This is a genomic window from Paenibacillus sp. J5 (genome assembly GCF_054955055.1).
The window spans coordinates 53,473-74,483 of record NZ_JBUEDD010000003.1; the positions used below are offsets into that span (position 1 = coordinate 53,473).

The window sequence follows — 21,011 nt, forward strand, 5'->3', positions numbered from 1 at the left end:
GCATAGCTGATATGGGGAAGGGTGGCGTGGAGGAATGGGGTACTCGTATTACAAGCTACTTCACTAATCGATTAGCCATAATAACAGCCTGCTCAATCGTCGTATTCTGTTTTGGGGCAAATGTAGCTTCACTCAGCCCCTTCACAATATTCGCGGCAGACATGGCGCTTACAGCATCCCGTGCCCAGCTAGAAATCTGAGCCTGGTCGGAGAACTTTTTAGCACTGCCTTGTTGTAATGATTTCCCTGCTTTATCTACAGTGCGCTTTAACATTGTGGCTACTTCTTCACGTGTAATTTTAGCTTGAGGAGAGAACATAGTCTCTGAAGTGCCCTTAACAATGCCTAATTCATAGGCTTTCAGTATTTCAGGATTGTTCGTATCCTCGAAAGTATTCTTACTGGATAAAGGTGCTGATTTCTGGGCTAATTGCTCATATAGTTTAACTGTAATTTCACAGAACTTCTCACGGGTTATGGCCTGGTTATAGCTTAAATCCTGAACCGGAAGTGTAAGTCCGGAGGTCCTAGCTGAACGCAGATCAACAAGTGCCCAGTTGGAGGCATCCTTGAATATTCTCCCCGCATGCACCTTAGCTGCTGGTGCGGGTGTTAACCCGTTTCCATTCATTATTTTCTTAGGCAAGAGTGAACCGTTCGCACTCTCTTCAATTGCGTAAGCATCACCATTCGTTCTGACTGCATACACCTGGAAGATGCCGGCGACATCATCCATTAGTTTGCTGTAACCCGTCCAGTCTCCACCCCAAAGGCTATCATCGGATTTGATATAATAATCATAATCGTACAGATAGAGCTCTCCATCTGCATGATATAAGGATTTGTAAATAGCCTTCACATCTCGATCAACCAGATGATGCTCATAATCATATAGGGTTCCATCATTTAATAAATATAATTTGGATGTGAAATCTTTAATATTATGACTGACTTTAGTATTATCACGATAAAGTGTGCCATCTTCTAGCAACATAATTTTATCGTAGGGGATATAATTCACCAGATTCTGATTCGCTAACGTATTGGAGCTGGTCTGTCCCGGAAAACCAAGGTAGGCTTTGCCCGACTTATCAATGAAGAATCCTTTCTCTCCGGTTTCTTCTTGTGATTCTCTCGATGCGCCGATGCCATGATGTAACGTTTCAGAATAGTAGTAGTAGGGATCAATATAGTCTATATTGTCAGCGATCTTGATGAATGTATTAGGGCTTGCTTGATAACTGAATGGGAAGATCATGTCTATCGATATCGTGGTTAGAATATCCCTATTATAAAGAGAGTTGCCACTATATTGTCGTGATTCTATATCCGAATTTTCGATAGTTAAGTTCCTGTTTGTCAGTGGAATCTCACTAGGACCGCCCATAATATATAGCGCACCATCGTTAGTCAGGATCGTCGATAGCTGTACTGTCTCTATCTGTTCGGAGTCAACACGAGGTTCATATTGACTAAATTGATTGTTACTAATTTTGGTCTCCACGAGCTCCCGCGATTTGTAGAAGGGAACGGTAATTTGTGATATGGACTTCACATTGCTCATTATTTTGGAGAAGCTGTTTTCACTAAAATTAACATCTGTAGAGAACCATAGCTCTCCATTTTCATAAAGCAAAAAATTCGCAGGTGCAGAGACTGTCAATTCACTGAGGAAATAACGTAAACCCGGATAGCTGCGTAACCCGAATTTTGAATCTTCTTCATTCCACATATCGCTATCTTGCTTGGGTTGAAGCTTGCTTTGAGCGGCTGTGCTCCAATAATGCGTCTGAATATCTTTGATGGGAACTCGCGGAGCTTCAGCAGATACAGCGGCTGAAAAAGGTATACTGGCAAACCATAATAACAGCAAAGATAATCCATTCATCCATTTATTTCTCATCATGATCCCCTTCTCTGAGTGGTGAATTAGCCTCAATTATAATGCAAATTCCAAATTAATGATATTGTAGATGTGAAATCAACAGATTTGGGGAAAATGGGCGTCTAGAACCGATACATGAAGGACACCCTGGCCGGGGCTGAAGCGCACAATAGGAATTAAACAAGCTGACTCCTGTAAAGTTCAGGAATCAGCTTGTAGTTTAGGATTTATGCTTTCGACTAAATGAGGCTTCGACCAAAAGGAAAAAAGCCCCAAAAGGGGCTTTTTAGAATCTGCACAATTACCCTCAGGTAACGGCGATACATGTAAAATATAAAACACGTGCAGAAGATCACCACAACCAACATTGTTGGCGGGGAATATAGGATAATACTTAAATTTATACTATCAATAATATTTTGATGTGTCAACAATAACTTTTCTATACAAATTTATTCGTTGCCAGTTGCCGCCTCTTTTCTTGACAATTCATGAGTAAGCTTGGCGATTATATAATTTAGGTTTTCGACTTGATTTTGTAGTCGCTTGATTTCATGCAAGGAATCAGGTGAAAGTAGTTGTGCTAATTTCATTTCAATCGCTCTAAGTAAATGGTCTTTATGCTTTAGTACCGGGAATGGAAAATATTCATTGAGCTCGTCAATGATGTGGTCTGGAACCCTATAGTCTTTCACGTTACATCTTAAATCCGATATTATTCTATTTTTGGACACAACTCTGATTTGATGCAGATTTATAACCGTATTTCTTGGAAATATCGGGTAGCTGGCAGAGTTTTCGACAGCGTCACTTGGAACACGAATGATAGCTTTCTTTACCTCATCATGAAACACAGATCCATCATCTGATGTTGTAGGAACGACCGCCATCAATTCCTGATAGTCAGCAAGTACAATAGCAGGATGGGGTTGAAACAATTCTCGATCAATACCGTACCCGAAATCGATTGTAACTTTTCTACCTCTTGCAAACCGAATGGGGATACCATTTGCATTCTTTTGATAGGTATCTTTTTTTGATCCATTAAGTGTGTGTTTATTCAATAAGTTATTCCAAATCAAGAAGGGAATACTATCACCCAGATTAAAGGTCTGTACTAGCTGTTCTGTTTCATGCAATGTTTCAGATAATTGTTCTAAAATAAAGCTATCGCTACTGGTTAACTGTTTCTTAGAAGTCTGTTTACTATACAATTTTACTTTTTTAGTATCAAATGCTATTGTGATACACCCCTCAATATAATTTATGAGTACTAATCCGATTTTTTCCAGAGTAGCATAACTAGATACTTTTATAAACTCTGAAAATGAATTCTTCTAGAAAAGAATAGAAAAAGTCTTAGAACACAAAAACCAGCTAATACTTGTCCATCATTTGCGTGAAGGTTATGAGTAAATATGGTTGTAGTTTTTGTAGGGCTGGCTTTTACTAAGGATGGTGTACACGTGATGGAGAAGCTTGTTGGCGCAAGCGATTACGACAACCTTGTATGGCTTGGCCTCTTTTCTTTTTTTGTCGTAATAATCTCTAATCCTCTTGTTTGTACTTTCACGAATCCCGCATTAACAATGTTCTCAAAAACGTGAATATTTCATTTGAATTGGGGGTATATTGGAACTATAATTAAAAAATATCCCGATTTTTGAAAATAGGGTGGTGAACACGATGACGTATCAAAAATTAGCTAAGCTTTTTTATAAATTAGATCCTGAATCGTTCACCGAAGAATTGCACAAAAGAAGAAATGGTTATGGCAGCTATCTAACCTCCCTATTCATTAAGGGCTTCAGAAAAGGACACCATACATCGGAATCATTTGAACTGTTTTATGTAAATACACATGACCTAATGAGCTTAAATAATGAGGTCTTATTGAACAGCTCTGAAATCTCTTCACTTATTAGCAAGCTTCCTGACTTTGTAGTGGAGCCTTATTTCCATAAGCTCATTGTTAATGAGGCTCAGAGCAATAATGAAATTGAAGGTGTGCGCAGTACGAAGAAGGAGCTGCAGGAAGCACTACGTGAAGTCAGAAAACCGGAAGCTAAACATAAAAGATTTACCGGTCTCGTCAAGACGTACCTCTATATAGATCACATCAAGCCATTTGACAAGATACAGGATTTCAGGAGCCTCTACGATCAGTTGGTAGCCGATGAAATTGAAGCAGAGGATAAACCGGATGGCGAGCTGTTCAGAAGAGGCCGTGTTGAGATCAACGATGGTCAGGTTACAACGCACATTGGTGTAGGCTCTGAAAAGGACATTACGGCGTCTCTTGAAGCGCTCATTCATTATCTGAAGGACGAGTCTCATCCTCCATTATATCGGTATATGGTTGCCCATTATTATTATGAATATATTCACCCATTCTATGATGGCAATGGGCGCACAGGGCGGCTATTAGTGGGGAGCTATCTGTCACGCTATCTGGAGAAATATTCAGCAATCACATTTTCTTATGCAGTGAACCAAGATAAATCCACGTACTACAGGGCATTAGAAGACATAGCCTTCCCCTTGAACCAAGGGGAAGTGACCTTCTATTTAATTCATATGCTGGAATTGCTCTCTGCCGGGCAACGGAGTATCATTGATGATCTCGAAATTAGTCTGCTCAAGCTTGAGAGGATCAGGGAATATATGAAACAGGATAAATGGAAGGGTTACGGTGATGCAAGAGAGATATTATATTCGATACTGACGATCAATGTATTCATAACAGAGAATCATATCGTATCGGTGCAAGATGTGATGAATTATACCAATAGGTCCAGACACAAGATTAATAACGCCATGGACTACCTTGTGCAAGAGGGATACGTTGAACTCGTGAGTAAGAAACCGAAATCCTATCAACTCTGCGATGGATGGATGGAGAAGATAATCTCTTCGTGAAGGAGCATTTTGTATTAGCCTGAGTCCATGATACGTAAGGATTCTCAGGCAACGAAAATAACCCGCCCAGGTTAGCGCCACGGTGCGGATTAGTTTCTCTAGGTTTACTGGAGGTTTCCCACCCAAAAATGTTGTACGGGAGTCGGACGGCCATCCGTCTCCTTATTTCTTGTAAGCATACCATAATCAGGATATACCTTCTACATTTCAGTTCTTCACGCCAACCTTCTGGTCATGTCTATACCTGTATGTGCCTTCATCACTTGATTCATGCAGACATCGCTCCTTCTATCGGTACGGTAATGATGATCTTCGTTCCTTGCCCGGCCGCGGTAACCAACTCCAATTGTCCGCCCATATGCAAGATTCGGCCTCGGATCTGCTCCAACCCCATCCCGGAGGCTCCGATTCCTGCTTGACGAACCTTGTTATCATCGAACCCTATCCCGTCATCCTCATAGGTGAGACAGAAGCTTCCACTGGCTTCGCCGATCTGGAAGGAGACGGTAGAGGCCTGGGCGTGTTTCTTGGCATTGTTGATCAATTCCTGCACGATGCGGAAGAGATGCCGCTTGGTCAGCAGGTCCTTGCTCTCCATGCCTGGCATGTGCCCGGCGTGGAGCTCCAGTTGAAATGGAGCGGTATACGATTCCTTCTCCACATACATCTCAAGCGTCCGCAGCAAGCCGACCTCTTGCAGCAGATGGGGATTCAGCTCGAAGCAGCTCTCGCGCAAACCGACATTAATCATCTCGACAAATTGGATCATTGAATTCAGCTCTTGCTGACTGCCCCCGTGCAAGAGACCCTGTTCTCCTAACGCAATTAACCGTTTCTTGAGGAAGAACAGGTCCTGCATCGTCGTGTCATGAAGATCGGTGGCAATCCGAATCCGCTCCTCCTCCTGCAATTCGAACATCACCTTGCGGAACCACTGAATATCTGGCGCCGTGTCCTCCACAGGCAGTTGGGAGGCGAGTTGTTGGAGTCTTCTGGTCAGCTTGCGGATCAGCAGCACATTCTCCAGACTCACCTCCAGATAGGAGGTGATCAGTTGCAGCCAATGCAGCTCCTCCTTGCCCAGCATCGTATTGGATTTCTTCCGCGTGATGACCAGATAGCTCGTATACTCTTCATGGCTGTTCATCTCGATAAATGTATAGTACGGATCAATAGGCCTCGGGGAGGCGTCTGCAAGCTGCCTGATCTGAGCCGTATCGACTTCTCCCGCGTAGATGATTTCCGTATCGTTCCTGTATCGGAACACGACAGCGGCTCCTGTCACATGAAGAGTGTCCACAATCTCAGCGAGAATAATATCCTTCAGCTCGCGGAGGCTGGAGATTGTTCCGAGTTTCTTGGAGATGTTCTTCAATGCCGTGTTCAGGACGTGTTTCCTTGGGAACAGCACGGATTCAAAGCGTGTGGTCCAATACTCGGCTGAATAGAGCACCCATGTAATCAGAAGCAGTGAAGCAGTGAATAGGAACAGAATCTGCTTCTTATCCGCTGTAGTATGGATTAAACCTACATAACTCCCTGTAAGCAAGCTGACCGGAATAATGGCCAGCAGGCCAGCGGACAGAATTCGGCGAATCATAAGGTCGAAATCGTATAACTTGTCCGTAGCGATCATATAAGCAAATGAAATCGGGAAAAGCAGGATAATCCAACTTGTGTATATGAAATCTAAAGCTTGAATACCTTTAATCAATTTAGGGAGAAACGAAAAACAGATTACCGGTAAAAATGAGACCATACACGCTAGTCATACACTCTTGATGATGCTGGACATGTGAGATTGTTGCTTGCGGAATCTGACATACAGCATCGTTAAGATGTACATATTGAACAAAAATCCGAGCAGGAAAAAACCTAAGGTAACGGACGGATTATAAAGATGGATTTCATAGGCCGTCGTAGGATATAAGTACAAGAATCGGATTAAAAATCCTGTGGCGGCAAGTGCATACATGAACGACAAGATTCGTCTGGGTAGCCGTATGTCGCCCTTCTCCTCGAAGAAGACGACCAGGAAATGATAAAACACGATTGGCAGCATCATCATCAAGTTGGTAATGATAAGCTTACCCAAAATATCCCCTCGAATAGAAGCACCATAACTCATATAGATGAGCGCCATGGTCATAAAGACGGCTGCAAGCCATCTGGCGGATGGAGACTGGCGCATTTTTATCAGTAGCAAAATCGCCATAAACAAGCATACGAATTCCTCTATTGCTGGAATAATATCCTCAGTAATAGCGCTAACGTTAGTGACATCGATAGACTGCTCTGCCCCGTCTCTCATAATCACCAGTGTGTGTGCTTGCTCAACAGCTTGCCACTTCGTAACGAAGGGAGACTCGTCGGGAGGTCTGCCGTCCACCTGTTGGACGATGTCCCCAACCTGAATTCCTAGTCTAAAACCAGCGCCTTCTGGAGGTAGCTCCTTGACTATCCATTGCTGCTGGGGAGTTAGCTCCAGATAAATCCCGTGATAGGGAAAATAGAATGTAAGGAATGAGCACCACACCTGCAAGACAATAAACAGCGGAATCCCTAGCCATAATAGAAGCTTGCTCTTCATCGCAATAACACTTCCCTCTATTAATATATTTGTTATAATATGTATTGCAAGGTACTCGTCTGGGAAAGGGGTGACCTCCTATGCCTGCTATCCAGCTTAACCCGAAGCTGCACCGTGCCGTACATTTATTAAAAAGCGTCAAAGCACGTGATTTTGAAAGCTCTTTCATTAATAATCTGTCATTATCACAAGAAGAGTCCGCCGCACTGAATCGCTTATTTAATCATCCATCGAAAAGCGGGGAAGAAAAACGATCGAATGTTTTTTGGCTCTAACCGCCCTAGTTCTATTTTACCAAAAATAAAGAAATATTGCATAAATTTAGCAGTGTGCTAAGATGCAATCTTTTTTTCGTCTTCACGCAAATTTTTCTTCAATATTTGCATGAACACGCAACTGGTTGCGTGTTGACGCAACGAAAGTATGTGATGACATCAGGCGCAGTTAACCTTATCATAATTTACATAAATATGGAATTGAATTTGAGGCACGTAGGACGAAAGGGGGAAGTTAACAGATGAAGGATAGAGCGATGAGCCGATGGAGTACCTATGACCCCTATTATATCGAGTTAGGCGATAAAAAAATTGTCGACATCATCATTACCCACCATGCGCAGAATCGCTGGATTTCCCGGGTGGACAGTGGAAGGGCGGGGCTTGAGGAGATAGGCCATTTCAAATGGGATCGGCTGAAGCGTGGTCAGATTGAACCGTATTACCGGCACGATGAAGACGTCTATATCGTCGATGATGATCTTCTCATGGTTGTGAACTTTGCCGTATCCGAACAAGAGAGGGACCTGATCGGCAACCCTCTGCACAAGATGTTGATCATTACCTTCCTGGGCAGACTATCGGAATCGTTGGAGCTGCGAGATTTGAGAAGCTATTATTCGTGGCTGCGCCATTCCCGAAGAATGACCTTGGTGAAGAATGCCAGAACAAGAAAATGATACATAACCGATGAAACTAAAATGAGGCGAGAACCCTATGAAATCACTCACAGATCAGGAGCTAATGACGGTATATGAGGATGACGTCGAACTACAGCTTGAGAAGGAATTCCTTGACCTGCTGCTCATAGAGATCCATGCACGAGGACTAAGCACCGGACAGGAGAAGCAGGTGAAGGCGCGACAACTATTGATGTTGGGCAGCACGAAATAGAAAGGGCTCTACTCCTATTGACCTTGCTCACGCTCGTTGTAGATTCAGTGCTTATGGTTACCGCTTTAACGGTCTGAGGATTGAACTGACTCGACTAAGGACTTGCCGATCGGAATCTATTTAGCTATTGGAGAAAGTCTTATGATACGGGCAGTCTTTCTGCCATTTTACACGTAGCTGATGAACGCGATCTAATTGCGGCGTGTAAGCAGACTCCTCCTGCACTATGTTTAATAGCTTTCGCCGTTTCTGATTAACTTCATAATTAATATTTTTTCCTCTTTTGGAAACTGAGCTAAAATAGTGATCTCAGTGTTTGGAAAGCAAGATTGCATTCCTCTCTATCAATCAATAACCATATTTTTTCAATAGTATTGAAGGATCATGATGGTAGGCGTGTAAATATATTGAGTAAAGATGATTTCTTGAACTTTATTAATAGTATGTATCAAGAAAAATACAATGCTTTTCTCAAACGTTATGGCACGATGAATGTTAAATGCTTACCAAGAGAACAATTTTATAGTCATATTAATGGGCAACGCAAGAAGGGATTTTTTTATAACTTATTTAAGTGACATGTTGTCAAGCTAAATGTGACAGTTCTTCCATGGTGGCTTCACATCCCAGACATATTATAATGGAGCGCACCTCGTAGCGGAGGAAACCGTTCAAAGCAATGGAACGGTGGTTGGGAAGGCGAGTTATCTGCGCGGCAATGCGCTGGTGATGAGAGAGGACGCCGGGCTGTTAAATCAATACTGTCAGCTAGTACCTATGGCTGGCTATTCCTTGTTCGAATCTACGGGGTTGTACTAAAAACGACTATCTGTAAATAGAAAATGAGGGGGGATTCTTATTAAGAGATTTTTATTTGTGAATAATAAAACAATTATTTCCTTTGGGTTATATTTAGTTTTAATATCTTTCATTCCTATATTAATATTATTTTTAATTGAAGTAAGCATGGTTACAAAAACGGTGATATCATTTTTATGGTTATTTTCGTTGTCATCATATTATTATTTTACTATATTAGATAAAAAAATATTTATAGGAAGTGAGGGTGTAGCATTTTGTTCACATAAAGTGAAAAAAGTTTTGAAATGGACAAATATTAAAGAAATCGGTGTTGTGGAGTATGCTCCTTTTCCAGTAGCCTATTCCGCTCGATTTATTTGTTTTTCGATAGACATAGGCAGTACTGGTAGAAGGATCTTGAAGTTCGAAGAAAATTATATTTATGTCAAATATCAAGAGGCTATAATTACAGAAATATTGAAGTATTGGGATAATGAAATAATCGGCCTAGATGATTCAGATAATTAAACTCACTTATTTCTTTCCCTTTGGATTTAGGGCTTCATTAATGTTCTCAATGTCTTTTTTTATCTGTTTGAGATCGTTATCAACGGATCTTTTGAACTCAGATTTGTTAATTGCAGTTCGGAAAACCAGCTTGATAATATATACAATGACAATAATAACCACCAATATTAACACTAGACCGCTTATTCCAACACCCTGCATTTATAAAACACCCCACTGTAGATAGCTCCAAGACTGGCTCAGCCCCGAAACTTGCGCATTTATCTATCATTGATTAAGGAATACAGTAACATAATAAGCAACGAACAACAGCAGCAGACATACGATGGAAAACAAGAGACGGAATCTAACAGAAACTTTTCGGAATAACAACGTTCCCAGACCTGTAGCCACGACTGATATGATCAAGGGATGAACTATAGCATAGTAATATTTCTGTTCCGTTGACAATAGATACGGCTCACTTAATGTAATGAGGTCAATCCTCAACGAAGATACGCAGAACATAATCAGCACTAAAACGGTATAAAATATGGAATACCATAACAAATACAGTCTCATCATACTCCCCCTAGGCGTTTTTATCCACTCGTGAACGGACAAGTGATCTTCATTGTGGTATCATAATCAATATATTACTATATTCCACAAAAATCCAGGCCGTTATAGTGAATAAGTAAATACAGATTGAGGTGATTCTTATGCTGCACTATGCTGGAAGCCCCATCATGCCTTGCCTGTAAGGGATGCGCAGTCCCTTGGCTCCTTTGCAGGCGGGGCCTTTTCCCAAGGGGTGTGGTGGAATGAAGAAGGCATCTGGTAATCGGACTCGAGCGTATTACAGGCATCATCGGCAACGGGTGATCAGGAGAAAGTGCAAGATCGTTGCGCGGTTTGGATGGGAAGTGAAGGCTGTCGGCAGGTTTGCCAAGGGGAAGATTCACTGTTCCTGCAGATACTGCAGGGCAAAGACTTGGGAGATCGGGTTTCCCAAATCCGAGCTTGTACGGAGACCCCCGATAGAGGTCTGTCCGATGGATGATGTGTGATGTGTGATGCATAGGGGCAGGAGCCTTGCTGTGCATCGTGGCTGCGAGGGTACAGAATGTAGAACATGCAGCCGTGATCCAATAATCCCGTCAACGGATGGCGCGGCCCTCGCCGCATGGGAGTCTGGTGTAACAAAGGTATGTGTGACTGGCATAACGTAGGCCACTACGGGGGAGCACATATTTCATAAGCCGTATGCCTGGGCAAAGTATCTGATCCTCGATCGGATACTTATTTTAGTTCCACGAATGAAAGGGCAGGTGTTCCTGATGAGGATGGCTTACATTTTGTTTGAGAAGATGACGACGTTAGACTTTGTTGGTTTCCATGAAGCGGTATCCTGGCTGAGCATTCTTAACGTGATGGAAGGGGTCTCGTGGGATCTGTGTGCGAACCAGGAGGAGATTACAGATGACCGAGGGATGACGATCAAAATACAGCACGTATGCCCTGATCTATCGGGGTATGATCTGATCTTTATCCCCGGCGGGATGCCGACTAGAGCCATGAGAGACGATACGGAGTTTGTGTCGTGGCTTCGCACGGCCCGTGATGTACCGTACAAAGTATCGGTCTGCACAGGTGCGTTGCTTCTGGGGGCGGCAGGGTTTTTGGAGGGCAAGAGGGCGACAACGAACCCGTCAGCATATGAGCTGCTGGAGCCATACTGCGCCGAGGTAGTTAAAGCACGTGTCGTGCGTGATGAGAATACTTACACAGGCGGCGGGGTCTCGGCCTCTATCGATCTGGGCTTATATCTGATTGAATCCTTGACGAATGCGGAGGTGGCGAGAAAGGTGCAAGCCAAGATGGACTATCCGTACTATCAGTCAGGAAACCTGACGAATGTATACATGCCTGACGAATTGTAGCCGGGTATAGCGACTCCATTGTAAGCTCGTATATCATGTCTCAACTCTCCATTAGTATCTTATTAGATACTTAGTCATAATAATGATCATACTTGTTCTATTTTATCTAAGTTCTATAATTGTATCATAAGCAGGATAGTAGCCGAGCTGATGTTGTCTATTGGCCAAGCCAGTAGCTGCTGAACCGATAGCACGACTAGCACGACATACAACTTCGGAAAGGTGATGCAGAGAATGAGTAATGACAATATGATGTGTGATTTGGAGACAGGTGTCTGTGGCGTGGTCGATGAGGAGCCCATCCAGGCCTTCGAGCTGGAGCAGAGGATGAAGAAAATAACGCTGTATTACGTGACGGACCCGATCTGCTCGCATTGCTGGGCACTTGAGCCTGTGCTCCATCGCTTCATTCAACAGTATGGTGCCTATTTTAATGTCCATACGGTCATGGGCGGCCTGCTGGCCAACTGGCATGGGTTCAGCGATGCTTCGAATGGGATTCGAAACCCTGCCGATGTGGAGCATCATTGGAAGGAAGTAGGCGAGCATTCGCGCATGCCGATCGACGGAACGTTATGGGGGACGAATCCTATCCAATCCTCGTACCCGCCATCCCGAGTTTTTAAAGTGATTCAGACCCGTCATGAGGGAAGAGAGAATGAATTTTTGCGGAGAGCGAGAGAGGCCGTATTTGCCTTTAATCTCAATATCGGGGAAACGCAGGTACTCATGGAGCTCGTCAACCAGATGGGGCTGAATGGGGCGCAGATAGTGGAACAATCCGAGCTCGAAGAGGCGCAGAATCTGCTGGAGCAAGATTTTGACCTTGTAGCCAGACTCGGCGTCAGAGGCTTCCCAACCATCATCATGATGGATGAGGAGGGCAAAGGAGTGAAGATTGTTGGCGCTCGGACATTGGAAACCTACGTGGACGCTCTGGAGCAGCTCTTGAAGAACCAGGTGAAGCCGAAGCCGGTTCGCCCCCTGGCGAAGTGGATGGAGGAGAGCCCGCTGTTGTTCTCGAAGGAAATCGAAGTGATGTACGGAGTCGAGTCCAGTGAGGTTGCGGGGCTGATTGCCGCGGAGCTGCCAGAGGATTCCTATCGCATTGAGCATATCCTGGGGGAATTGTACGTTGTGAATTCAGCGAGAGAGGGAAGAGGCTAAGCTTCCTGTTTTGTAATCAAAGACCCCGCACTATAACGCTCATCCAAGCATAACCTCTGGTGTAGCAGGTATGCTTGGATGTAGCTGGAATCAACCTGACGCCACAGCGCTACAACGTTTGGCCGCTATCTACCGTAATAATCTGCCCCGTCATCGATTCCTGCTCCAGAGCGGAGCAGATCATGGAGGCAATATCCTCAGGTGTTGCAATCTGCTGCAACAGAAGATGTGGAGCGAGCTTCTTCATCTGCTCCTCTCTTCCGGCCCACCATCTCGTCTCGACCGCTCCGGGCACGATGCAGTTGACGCGAATATCGGGGGCTAGAGCCCGAGCCAGTGATTTCGTCAGGCCATGGACCGCAGCCTTCGATACGGCGTAGGGGAGTGAAGAGCCTAGCCCGGTCTGCCCTGCAATACTGCCCAGATTAACGATGGCGCCCTGTTTATTTTCCTTCATGAGCGGCGCTACTGCCCGCGCGCAATAGAACATCCCTTTCACATTAACATCGAACAGCTCATCCCACACCTCTCCGGTCACATCCTCCAGATTGCTCATGGGAATATGGCTCGTAATACTGGCGTTGTTAACGAGCATGTCCACCGTTCCGAATTGCTGGGCGATCGTATCGATCATCCTGCGGACATCCGTATCCTGGGATACGTCGGCTTGTATGGCGATCGCTTGACCGCCCTCGCTGAGAATGTGCTGCACGGTTTCCTCCGCATCAGACTGCGAGCGAGAATAGTTCACGACTACAGTTGCTCCCCGCTTCGCCAGCAGAAGACTTGTCGCTCTGCCAATGCCGGTGCCGCCCCCCGTAACCAGGGCGATCTTGTTGAGTAATTGCATGTAATTGGCTCCTCTAATGAAATATGGGTTTCGTCTCATTATATCTCTTCTGAACTTATTTGTATAATTGACCTGAGGAGAAGCCACAAGCTTGCACATGCATAATTATTCCTCATTCAGGCAGCGGACGAGAACGAGGCGTCACCCCTTCGCCTCCAGATTGATCCGGTATTCCTGCGGCGTGACGGAGTAATACTTCTTGAACACCTTGAAGAAATAATTCGGGTTCTGATAGCCGAGCTTGAGCGCCACCTCGAAATTTTTGAGCTTGTGATCAGCGAGCAGCTCCACGGCCTTCTCCATCTTCAGTCGCAGCACGTAGTCGCTGACATTAATGCCGGTCTCCAGCTTGAATACTCTGGAGATATGAACCGGATGCATATACATGTAGTCCGCGATCGCTTGCAGCGATATATCCTCGGCCAGATGCTCGCGTATAAACCGCTGGATGCGTCCCACGACATGGCTGCGGTCGCTGCGCGCGGTGTTCTCTGTCGACTGGCGAACCATGGAGAGAGCCTGCAAGGACCAGTTCTTCAGACTGGTCATCGTACAGCCAGGCAGCATGCCGGAGATATTGGCCAGGCCGCTGCCAAGCATGGCGCTCAGCTCCCGCCCATTCTTATGAGCATAGGTGCTGAAGGAGGCATAGATGAAGAATAACGCTTCCTGCACATGCTCCTGCGAGCTGGTTCGCTCGCGGGTAAGCTCCTCCATAATGGCCAGCAGCTTCTGCTCGGCCTGCACCCAACTACCGGACTCCATCAGATGAACGAGCAGCGGCGGCTCGTACAGCTTCTGTAATGCCCGCACAGGCAACTGCTCCTCCTCCTCGGATACATAGACGAACAGGTCGCTCTGACTGCCGATATGCCGTCGCATCGAGAGCAGCGCATCCTGGTACAGCTTGCCCACATCCTCGGGGAAGGTACCCCAGCCGCCGATCAGTACAGAGATGGTGCCCTTGAGATAGCGGTTGACGTTCAACTGTAGCTGCGCCGCCAGATGCTTGAGCTGCTCCTCTGTACCTGCCTCCGCTGCATCATGGGGCTGCTTCGTCTCCTGTGGAATCACCAGAAATACGAGATAGCCATGGACATCCTTGCACGGCCAGAGGGAGAAGCGATCGCTGAATATTTCCTCCGCCATATTGCCGATCGCGTATTCCATGATCGAGGTATGATAGTAATTTTGCTCTGCCAGCCGATCCTCCAGTCGCGCGATCATAAGCGCAGCCGGTCTGCCCAGCACCTGCTCCAGATGGAGCAGAGATAGCTGCTCTGCCAGCTTGTCAGGCGCATACTTCATGCCCTGCAGCAGTTGATTCAGCAGCTCGCTGCGCAGCATCGGCAGATTGGCCTGCAGCGCCAGCCGGGCGCGCTCCAATGTAGCGCTTGACTCCTGCTCCAGCAGTAGCTGGCTGACACTCTGCCCCACACGCTCCAGCAGCTCATTATCGCTTACGGGCTTCAACAGATAGTCGCTTGTTCCGAGTGCCATCGCTTCCTTCGCATAATCGAACTCGGCGTGGCCTGACAGTACGATCGTCTTGATCCTGCGCCAATGGGTGCGAATCATCTGCAGCAGCTCCAGGCCGCCCATCTGCGGCATGCAGATGTCCGAGATGACGATGTCGATCGAGTGGGTCTGCAGCAGCTCCAATGCTTCAATGCCGGAGTAGGCCTTCAATACCGTGCTGATCCCGATACGCTCCCACGCGATCGTGTCTGCCAGGCCGTCCACTACGCTGCTCTCATCATCAACAATCATTAAACGAAACATATGGGCCGCCTCCTGTTCTATATAGGGCTATTAGGTGCTAGTATACGGATGCCTTCGATGCTGGTGCTGTTATTCAACGCTATCATTCAACGCTATCATTCAACGGTTATCGTCCTTATCTCCTTGTGAAGCATCTGTCATCGTATCCTCCTCCCACAACAGCTCGACCCGGAGGCCGCCTAGCGGAGACTCGGAGAAGCGCAGCCCTGCTCCTTCGCCGTAGCGGTGAATGAGCCGTTGGTGGATATTCCACAGCCCGAACCCGTGATGCTCCGCAGGCTCAACGCTCATCCGGCGCTGGAGCTCGGCAATAACCGCCTGTGGCACGCCTGCGCCCTTATTATCGATGACAAGGCGATATGCTCTCCCGTTGCGCTCTCCCCAGATATGGATAATGGCAAATTCCAGACTGCTCTCCACCCCATGGATAACCGCGTTCTCTACGACCGGCTGCAGCAGCAGCCGCGGCATCTCCAGCTCCATCATCTCGTCAGGAACTTCAATCTCGTAGGTCAGCCGCTGCAATCTCAACGTCTGAATCTGCAGATAGTTGTCCAGCAGTCTGATCTCCTCGCTAAGGGGCGCAGTCGACCTCTCCAGACGTGTCGTGTAGCGGTAGTACTCGCCGAGGCTGAGCGACATGGCGATGACGGCTTCCTTATCCCCAAGACTCGCCATGTTCTTAATATAGAACAGGCAATTATACAGGAAATGCGGATTGATCTGCGATTGAAGCTGCTTCAGGGTCGCTTCCTTGGAGCGCAGCGTCTCCTTGTATACCTTCTCAATCAGCTCCTCGATCTGCTCCGCCATCTTGTTGAAGCTATTGAACAGATAACTGAACTCATGACCGGCCTGCTGCTCCAGCCGGGTCGCATAGTTGCCGTGGCTGATGCGCCGCACGCCCTGCAGCAGCAGAGAGATCGGGCGCTGAACATTGCGATACAGGATTAGCATCAGCAGCAAGATGAGGGCCAGCAACAGCCCGACTGACAGATAGAATACATTACGGCTGAGCGTAATGGGCGAGTACACCTCATCCAGCCGGGTGAAGTCGACCAGGTACCACCCCAGGCTGTCCGAGCGAATGTAGTTGATGACATATTTGCGGCTGTCCCAGGAGAAGGTGTGACTGCCTTGCTTGCCGAGCTCCAGCCTGTTCAGGCCAGCGGCTGCGCCTGCTACAGCGGCCTTGTCGGCGGAGCTGTTGGCCAGTGGAGCCGCCCCGGGGAAATACAGGAAGGGCTCGCCTGTCGAGCCCTGCTTCAGATGATCCAGCATATTGATCATATTCTGGCTGGCGAAGCGGACCTCGACCACCAGTTGCGGATCATACAGTGATTCGCGCATCCAACTGAAATAGCTAAGCTGCCCGTCGGCCTCCTGCAACTGCCAGCGCTGCTTGGGGGTGCGGGCGACATAATCACTGTTGTACATGACGGAGTAGTCCGTCGATAACGCTTCCTGGGCATCCTTAATAAAGAGCACAATCTGGTTGTCCCAACTGCTGGTGGATACCTGCATATTGAGCATATCGGTAATGCGTGTCTGACGCTCGACCCGCTGGAGCGGCGTGCTGCGCTCCCGTTCATACAGATAGTCCCGGATGCTATCGTCGCTGCCAGCCACCACTGCGAACTTGGCCAGTTGCCCAACCGTCATCTCTAGCTGACTCATGACAAAGGCCAGCCGGTTGCTCTGCCCCTGCTCCACCGCCTGCTCGACGACCTGCAGGCTGACGCGGTGTGAATAGCTGTAGAGCATAATAATCAGCGCCACTATAAAGATGATCATCAGCGTCACCTTGGCAAAGGTATTCATAGGAAGCAGATTTCGTCTGCGCATGCTGTTCCCCCCTGGTGATGTTGGCGGCTGGAGTGAAGCGCCATAATGTCATGATGATGACGGCTCTCACTCCTGCGCCCACTCCCGCTCCCGCTGTTCGCGATCGATTAAAGTCTGGAATTGCTCGTTGGCCCGCTCCGCTGCATGTTGAATATCCTCTCCGAGGATACCGCGCACGACGATGTTGCCGATGATGTCCCGTGCCTCCTTCACATGAATGACCTTGGGCCGATCATGGCTGATGCCGCTACGGATGGAGCCGTTAATGATCGGGATCAGCTCAGCCGGAAAGCCAGACACTCCCTCGGGAATCGTCCATAGCGAATTGCGTGCGCCGGGGTTGCCGATCTTTTGCGCTTCCAGCACCTGCTCCTTGCTGGAGGCCCAGCGGATGAATGCCCATGATGCTTCCGGCTGAGCGGACTTCGGATTGAGGCTGATGCTCCATGCGGTCGTGCTGTAGGGCTTGCTTCCTGCCGATCCCGCTGGAAATAGCGCGTAGCCGATCTTGTCTGCGTAGAGAGACCGTCCGCTCGTGAACAGGGAATAGGTGGCGCTGGCATCGGTGAAGAAGGCGGCTTTGCCCTGGGAGAAAAATTCCGCTGCCTGCGGCCAACTCATCTTGAGCACCTCCGCAGGGCCATAGCTCCGCAGCAGGTCGATGTAGCGCTTCATACCCCGGATCGTCTCGGCGGAGTGGAGAGTGGCCGTGTTCCCTTGCTGAAAATCTCCTCCCTCTGAGTAGATGAAGGAGGAGAGCTGCGTCACGAGCGCATTCGCCTGACCGCGGGCGACAAAGCCATAGACCCCCTCTTGCGGACGGTGCAGCCTTGCTGCCGCTGCAGCCAGCTCGTCCAGTGTCTTGGGCACCTCCAGCCCGGCTTGCGCGAGGAGATCTTTGCGGTAATACAGAATCTGCTGCTCGGTTGATAGAGGAATCGACAGCAGCTTGCCGCCGATGGTCACCGAATCCATAGCTGTACTGGAGAAATCCGCTACATCATACAGCGGGTCCTCTGCCGTATAGTCGCTCAGCTCTGCAAGCCACCCGTTCTTATCAAATAGCTGGATTTCCTCCAGTGGACGGATCATGAAGACATCAGGCGTCGGACTGGCTACCGATAGCTGCACGGACAGCTTCTGACTGAGCTGGACATCGGTCAGGCTCTGTAGATCGACCTTAATGCCTGTCGCCTGCTCGAACTCCGGCAGATGCGCCTTCAACGATTCGACGAGCGGATTTTTCGCCATGTATGCCGTAATTCTTCGCTCTGTCGAGGCCTTGTCCACCGGCTTGGGCAATGAAGAGCCGCCGCCAGGCAGGCAGGCGGTACAGGCAAGCACCAGCACCAGGAGTGCGAGCATCGCCTTCGGTGCGCGGAAGTCTAGTAGGCTGTTCATCGTTGTTCGTACCTCCTTTGCAACAGGCTATGAAGAATGCCAGGCACCACATCGTCTATATGAACCATTCACGTGTCATTTGGCAGTTATAGACGCTGAATAAGTCGAGTTTCAGGTTTCACTGTTAGCACATTGCGGGCCTCTAGGCGGGAGCTCTGCTGTGCAGTGTGTATAGTTTAGATTTTAAAGCGTTTACAATCGAATGAACATGAAAGAATATTAACTATTCAGGTAAAATTTTAACGTCTCGTCTTCCATTATACACGATGCTCTCCCACCAGAATGACAGGGCACGCTGAGCAGAAGCCGCTATGGACAAGAGAGGGCTTCGTGGAAGTAGGCGCAAGTTAGAGGGTCATGTATGAAATGAAACGGTTTCCCTAATATTAAGGAGGACTACGGTATAACGCGAACAACAGGGGGCACACATGAGACGAACGAAAGGGAAGCTAATCGTATCCGCCCTGGGCGGTGTTCATGAAATCGGCAAAAATATGTATATGGTGCAATACGGGGAGGATATTGTCCTTATCGATTGCGGCTCCAAATTTCCGAATGAGAGCTTGCCGGGGATCGACCTGATTATCCCGGATGTGAAATATGTGCTGGAGAATGTGCAAAAGGTACGAGCGCTGCTGGTCACGCATGGTCATGAAGACCATATCGGAGGCATCCCGTATCTGCTCAAGCAGTTGAACGTGCCGATCTACGCTTCCCGCCTGACGCTTGGCCTGATCGAGGTGAAGCTGGTGGAGCATAAGCTGGTGGAGCGGACGGAGCTGAACCGTATTGAGCCGCATTCCAGGCTCTCGCTTGGTGCGATCCAGGTGGAGTTCTTCCAGACGAATCACAGTATCCCGGACTGTCTGGGCATCGTCCTGCGGACACCGGCAGGCACGGTCGTACATACCGGAGATTTCAAGTTTGACCTGTCACCCGCGAACCGGCAATACCCGGATCTGCACCGGATGGCAGAGATCGGCAAGCAGGGTGTCACCCTGCTGCTATCTGAGAGCACCAATGCCGAACGGCCCGGCTTCACGCCATCAGAGCGTGTAGTTGGCGCGCATATCCTGGAGGCGTTCCAGCAAGCAACACAGCAGGTATTCATCTCGACCTTCGCTTCGAATGTCAATCGTGTCCAGCAGATTGTGGATGCTGCTGTACACACGAACCGCAAGCTAGTACTGCTGGGTCGCAGCATGGTCAATGTCGTTCAGGTGGCACGGCAGCTAGGATATCTGAGAGTGCCAGATCAGCTCATCATCGAGCCGGACGAGACGGAGCGCTATGCTCCCGAGCAGATAGCTGTTCTATGTACCGGCAGCCAAGGGGAGCCGCTTGCTGCTCTTGCCCGGCTCGCCAGCTCGACGCACCGGCAACTGGACATTCTACCCGGCGATACCGTCATTCTGGCGGCGAATGCGATTCCCGGCAACACCAAGAACGTATCCAAGGTGATTGATAACCTGTACATGCTGGGTGCCAAAGTGATCTATGGAGGCGATACAGGCCTGCATGTGTCGGGGCATGGCTGCCAGGAGGAGCTGAAGCTGATGCTGAGCCTGATGCAGCCTGAGTACTTCATCCCGGTGCATGGCGAATACCGGATGCTATACAGGCACAAGCTGCTGGCGGAATCCGTCGGTGTGAAGCCGGAGCATATCTTTATTCTGGACAATGGAGAGACCGTGGAGCTGCAGGAGGGTCGTGCACAGCTTGGAGATCACATCCCGTCAGGCAATACGCTGGTGGATGGCCTGGGCATCGGTGATGTGGGCAGCATCGTCCTGCGCGACCGCAAGCAGTTGGCTGCTGACGGCATCCTGATCATGATCGTCACGCTGAGCAAGGATGAACGAGAGGTACTGTCCGGCCCGGATATTATTACGAGGGGCTTCGTCTATGTCAGGGACTCCCAAGAGCTGATGCGAGATATTTATGCTCTTGCAGGAGAGGCCGTGCAGTCGTTGCTCGGGGATAAGTCTATCTCGTGGAGCATGATGAAGCAGAGCTTGAAGGAGAAGCTGGGTCACTACTTGTACAGGGAGACAGGGCGGAGGCCGATGATTGTACCGATTATTATTGAAGTGTAACAAGGAAGGGAGCGCGGCCTCGACATGCTGGAAGCCGCGCTCTCTATGCCTTGAGC

General features: G+C 48.1%; 16 protein-coding genes and 1 riboswitch. Of the genes, 8 read left to right on the forward strand and 8 right to left on the reverse strand.

What is annotated here, in order from left to right:
• Positions 1 to 55: 55 nt before the first annotated feature.
• Positions 56 to 1,903 (reverse strand): S-layer homology domain-containing protein, encoded by a 1,848-nt coding sequence (locus ACY1JZ_RS05560; protein WP_270166715.1) that lies wholly within the window; start codon positions 1,901 to 1,903, stop codon positions 56 to 58.
• Positions 1,904 to 2,337: 434 nt separating this feature from the next.
• Positions 2,338 to 3,099: a putative type II toxin-antitoxin system PemK/MazF family toxin gene (locus ACY1JZ_RS05565; RefSeq protein ID WP_270166713.1), complete on the reverse strand. Its 762-nt coding sequence runs from the start codon at positions 3,097 to 3,099 to the stop codon at positions 2,338 to 2,340.
• A gap of 472 nt (positions 3,100 to 3,571) precedes the next feature.
• Between ACY1JZ_RS05565 and ACY1JZ_RS05570 the strand changes: the two genes are divergently transcribed.
• On the forward strand, positions 3,572 to 4,804 hold the full coding sequence (locus tag ACY1JZ_RS05570) for a Fic family protein (RefSeq protein ID WP_462628419.1): 1,233 nt from the start codon (positions 3,572 to 3,574) through the stop codon (positions 4,802 to 4,804).
• A gap of 268 nt (positions 4,805 to 5,072) precedes the next feature.
• Here the strand turns inward: ACY1JZ_RS05570 and ACY1JZ_RS05575 are convergent, their stop codons facing one another.
• Together ACY1JZ_RS05575 and ACY1JZ_RS05580 are read right to left on the reverse strand one after the other, a co-directional pair.
• The gene (locus ACY1JZ_RS05575) at positions 5,073 to 6,404 is read right to left on the reverse strand and encodes a sensor histidine kinase (protein ID WP_462628420.1); all 1,332 of its coding nucleotides are present in this window, start codon (positions 6,402 to 6,404) and stop codon (positions 5,073 to 5,075) included.
• 168 nt (positions 6,405 to 6,572) lie between these two features.
• Complete coding sequence (locus tag ACY1JZ_RS05580; RefSeq protein ID WP_462628421.1) at positions 6,573 to 7,394, reverse strand: hypothetical protein; 822 nt, start codon at positions 7,392 to 7,394, stop codon at positions 6,573 to 6,575.
• Positions 7,395 to 7,474: 80 nt separating this feature from the next.
• Between ACY1JZ_RS05580 and ACY1JZ_RS05585 the strand changes: the two genes are divergently transcribed.
• The 6 genes from ACY1JZ_RS05585 to ACY1JZ_RS05610 all read left to right on the forward strand — a co-directional run bounded on the left by ACY1JZ_RS05585 (position 7,475) and on the right by ACY1JZ_RS05610 (position 12,981).
• Complete coding sequence (locus ACY1JZ_RS05585) at positions 7,475 to 7,669, forward strand: hypothetical protein (protein ID WP_270166707.1); 195 nt, start codon at positions 7,475 to 7,477, stop codon at positions 7,667 to 7,669.
• Positions 7,670 to 7,911: 242 nt separating this feature from the next.
• Positions 7,912 to 8,349 carry a hypothetical protein gene (locus tag ACY1JZ_RS05590; protein WP_270166705.1) on the forward strand — a complete coding sequence of 146 codons (438 nt, stop codon included), beginning with the start codon at positions 7,912 to 7,914 and terminating at the stop codon, positions 8,347 to 8,349.
• 37 nt (positions 8,350 to 8,386) lie between these two features.
• Positions 8,387 to 8,563, forward strand: coding sequence for a sporulation histidine kinase inhibitor Sda (gene sda, locus ACY1JZ_RS05595; protein ID WP_270166703.1), 177 nt, complete (start codon positions 8,387 to 8,389; stop codon positions 8,561 to 8,563).
• Between the two features lie 876 nt (positions 8,564 to 9,439).
• Positions 9,440 to 9,892 carry a hypothetical protein gene (locus ACY1JZ_RS05600; protein ID WP_462628422.1) on the forward strand — a complete coding sequence of 151 codons (453 nt, stop codon included), beginning with the start codon at positions 9,440 to 9,442 and terminating at the stop codon, positions 9,890 to 9,892.
• Between the two features lie 1,183 nt (positions 9,893 to 11,075).
• A riboswitch (ZMP/ZTP riboswitch) is annotated at positions 11,076 to 11,154 on the forward strand.
• Between the two features lie 57 nt (positions 11,155 to 11,211).
• On the forward strand, positions 11,212 to 11,814 hold the full coding sequence (locus tag ACY1JZ_RS05605; protein WP_462628423.1) for a DJ-1/PfpI family protein: 603 nt from the start codon (positions 11,212 to 11,214) through the stop codon (positions 11,812 to 11,814).
• A 234-nt stretch (positions 11,815 to 12,048) separates the two neighbouring features.
• Positions 12,049 to 12,981 carry a DsbA family protein gene (locus tag ACY1JZ_RS05610; protein ID WP_462628424.1) on the forward strand — a complete coding sequence of 311 codons (933 nt, stop codon included), beginning with the start codon at positions 12,049 to 12,051 and terminating at the stop codon, positions 12,979 to 12,981.
• Between the two features lie 109 nt (positions 12,982 to 13,090).
• On the opposite strand, the gene ACY1JZ_RS05615 is transcribed toward ACY1JZ_RS05610, so the two are convergent.
• The 4 genes from ACY1JZ_RS05615 to ACY1JZ_RS05630 all read right to left on the reverse strand — a co-directional run bounded on the left by ACY1JZ_RS05615 (position 13,091) and on the right by ACY1JZ_RS05630 (position 18,859).
• A complete protein-coding gene (locus ACY1JZ_RS05615) occupies positions 13,091 to 13,831 on the reverse strand; it encodes an SDR family NAD(P)-dependent oxidoreductase (RefSeq protein WP_462628425.1) in 741 nt (246 codons plus the stop codon).
• Between the two features lie 141 nt (positions 13,832 to 13,972).
• Positions 13,973 to 15,613: a response regulator transcription factor gene (locus ACY1JZ_RS05620; protein WP_462628426.1), complete on the reverse strand. Its 1,641-nt coding sequence runs from the start codon at positions 15,611 to 15,613 to the stop codon at positions 13,973 to 13,975.
• Between the two features lie 99 nt (positions 15,614 to 15,712).
• Positions 15,713 to 17,458 (reverse strand): sensor histidine kinase, encoded by a 1,746-nt coding sequence (locus tag ACY1JZ_RS05625; RefSeq protein WP_462628427.1) that lies wholly within the window; start codon positions 17,456 to 17,458, stop codon positions 15,713 to 15,715.
• A gap of 66 nt (positions 17,459 to 17,524) precedes the next feature.
• Entirely contained in the window at positions 17,525 to 18,859 is a 1,335-nt protein-coding gene (locus tag ACY1JZ_RS05630; protein ID WP_462628428.1) for an ABC transporter substrate-binding protein, read from the reverse strand.
• Between the two features lie 428 nt (positions 18,860 to 19,287).
• Between ACY1JZ_RS05630 and ACY1JZ_RS05635 the strand changes: the two genes are divergently transcribed.
• Entirely contained in the window at positions 19,288 to 20,955 is a 1,668-nt protein-coding gene (locus ACY1JZ_RS05635; protein ID WP_462628429.1) for a ribonuclease J, read from the forward strand.
• Positions 20,956 to 21,011: the final 56 nt, after the last annotated feature.

Coding starts and splice junctions, on each gene's coding strand:
- ACY1JZ_RS05625 (WP_462628427.1), bottom strand. CDS start 17,458: ATGCGCAGACGAAATCTGCTTCCTATGAATACCTTTGCCAAGGTGACG.
- ACY1JZ_RS05580 (WP_462628421.1), bottom strand. CDS start 7,394: ATGAAGAGCAAGCTTCTATTATGGCTAGGGATTCCGCTGTTTATTGTC.
- ACY1JZ_RS05590 (WP_270166705.1), top strand. CDS start 7,912: ATGAAGGATAGAGCGATGAGCCGATGGAGTACCTATGACCCCTATTAT.
- ACY1JZ_RS05610 (WP_462628424.1), top strand. CDS start 12,049: ATGAGTAATGACAATATGATGTGTGATTTGGAGACAGGTGTCTGTGGC.
- ACY1JZ_RS05560 (WP_270166715.1), bottom strand. CDS start 1,903: ATGAGAAATAAATGGATGAATGGATTATCTTTGCTGTTATTATGGTTT.
- ACY1JZ_RS05605 (WP_462628423.1), top strand. CDS start 11,212: ATGAGGATGGCTTACATTTTGTTTGAGAAGATGACGACGTTAGACTTT.
- ACY1JZ_RS05620 (WP_462628426.1), bottom strand. CDS start 15,613: ATGTTTCGTTTAATGATTGTTGATGATGAGAGCAGCGTAGTGGACGGC.
- ACY1JZ_RS05635 (WP_462628429.1), top strand. CDS start 19,288: ATGAGACGAACGAAAGGGAAGCTAATCGTATCCGCCCTGGGCGGTGTT.
- ACY1JZ_RS05570 (WP_462628419.1), top strand. CDS start 3,572: ATGACGTATCAAAAATTAGCTAAGCTTTTTTATAAATTAGATCCTGAA.
- ACY1JZ_RS05585 (WP_270166707.1), top strand. CDS start 7,475: ATGCCTGCTATCCAGCTTAACCCGAAGCTGCACCGTGCCGTACATTTA.
- ACY1JZ_RS05630 (WP_462628428.1), bottom strand. CDS start 18,859: ATGAACAGCCTACTAGACTTCCGCGCACCGAAGGCGATGCTCGCACTC.
- ACY1JZ_RS05575 (WP_462628420.1), bottom strand. CDS start 6,404: ATGATTCGCCGAATTCTGTCCGCTGGCCTGCTGGCCATTATTCCGGTC.
- ACY1JZ_RS05615 (WP_462628425.1), bottom strand. CDS start 13,831: ATGCAATTACTCAACAAGATCGCCCTGGTTACGGGGGGCGGCACCGGC.
- sda (WP_270166703.1), top strand. CDS start 8,387: ATGAAATCACTCACAGATCAGGAGCTAATGACGGTATATGAGGATGAC.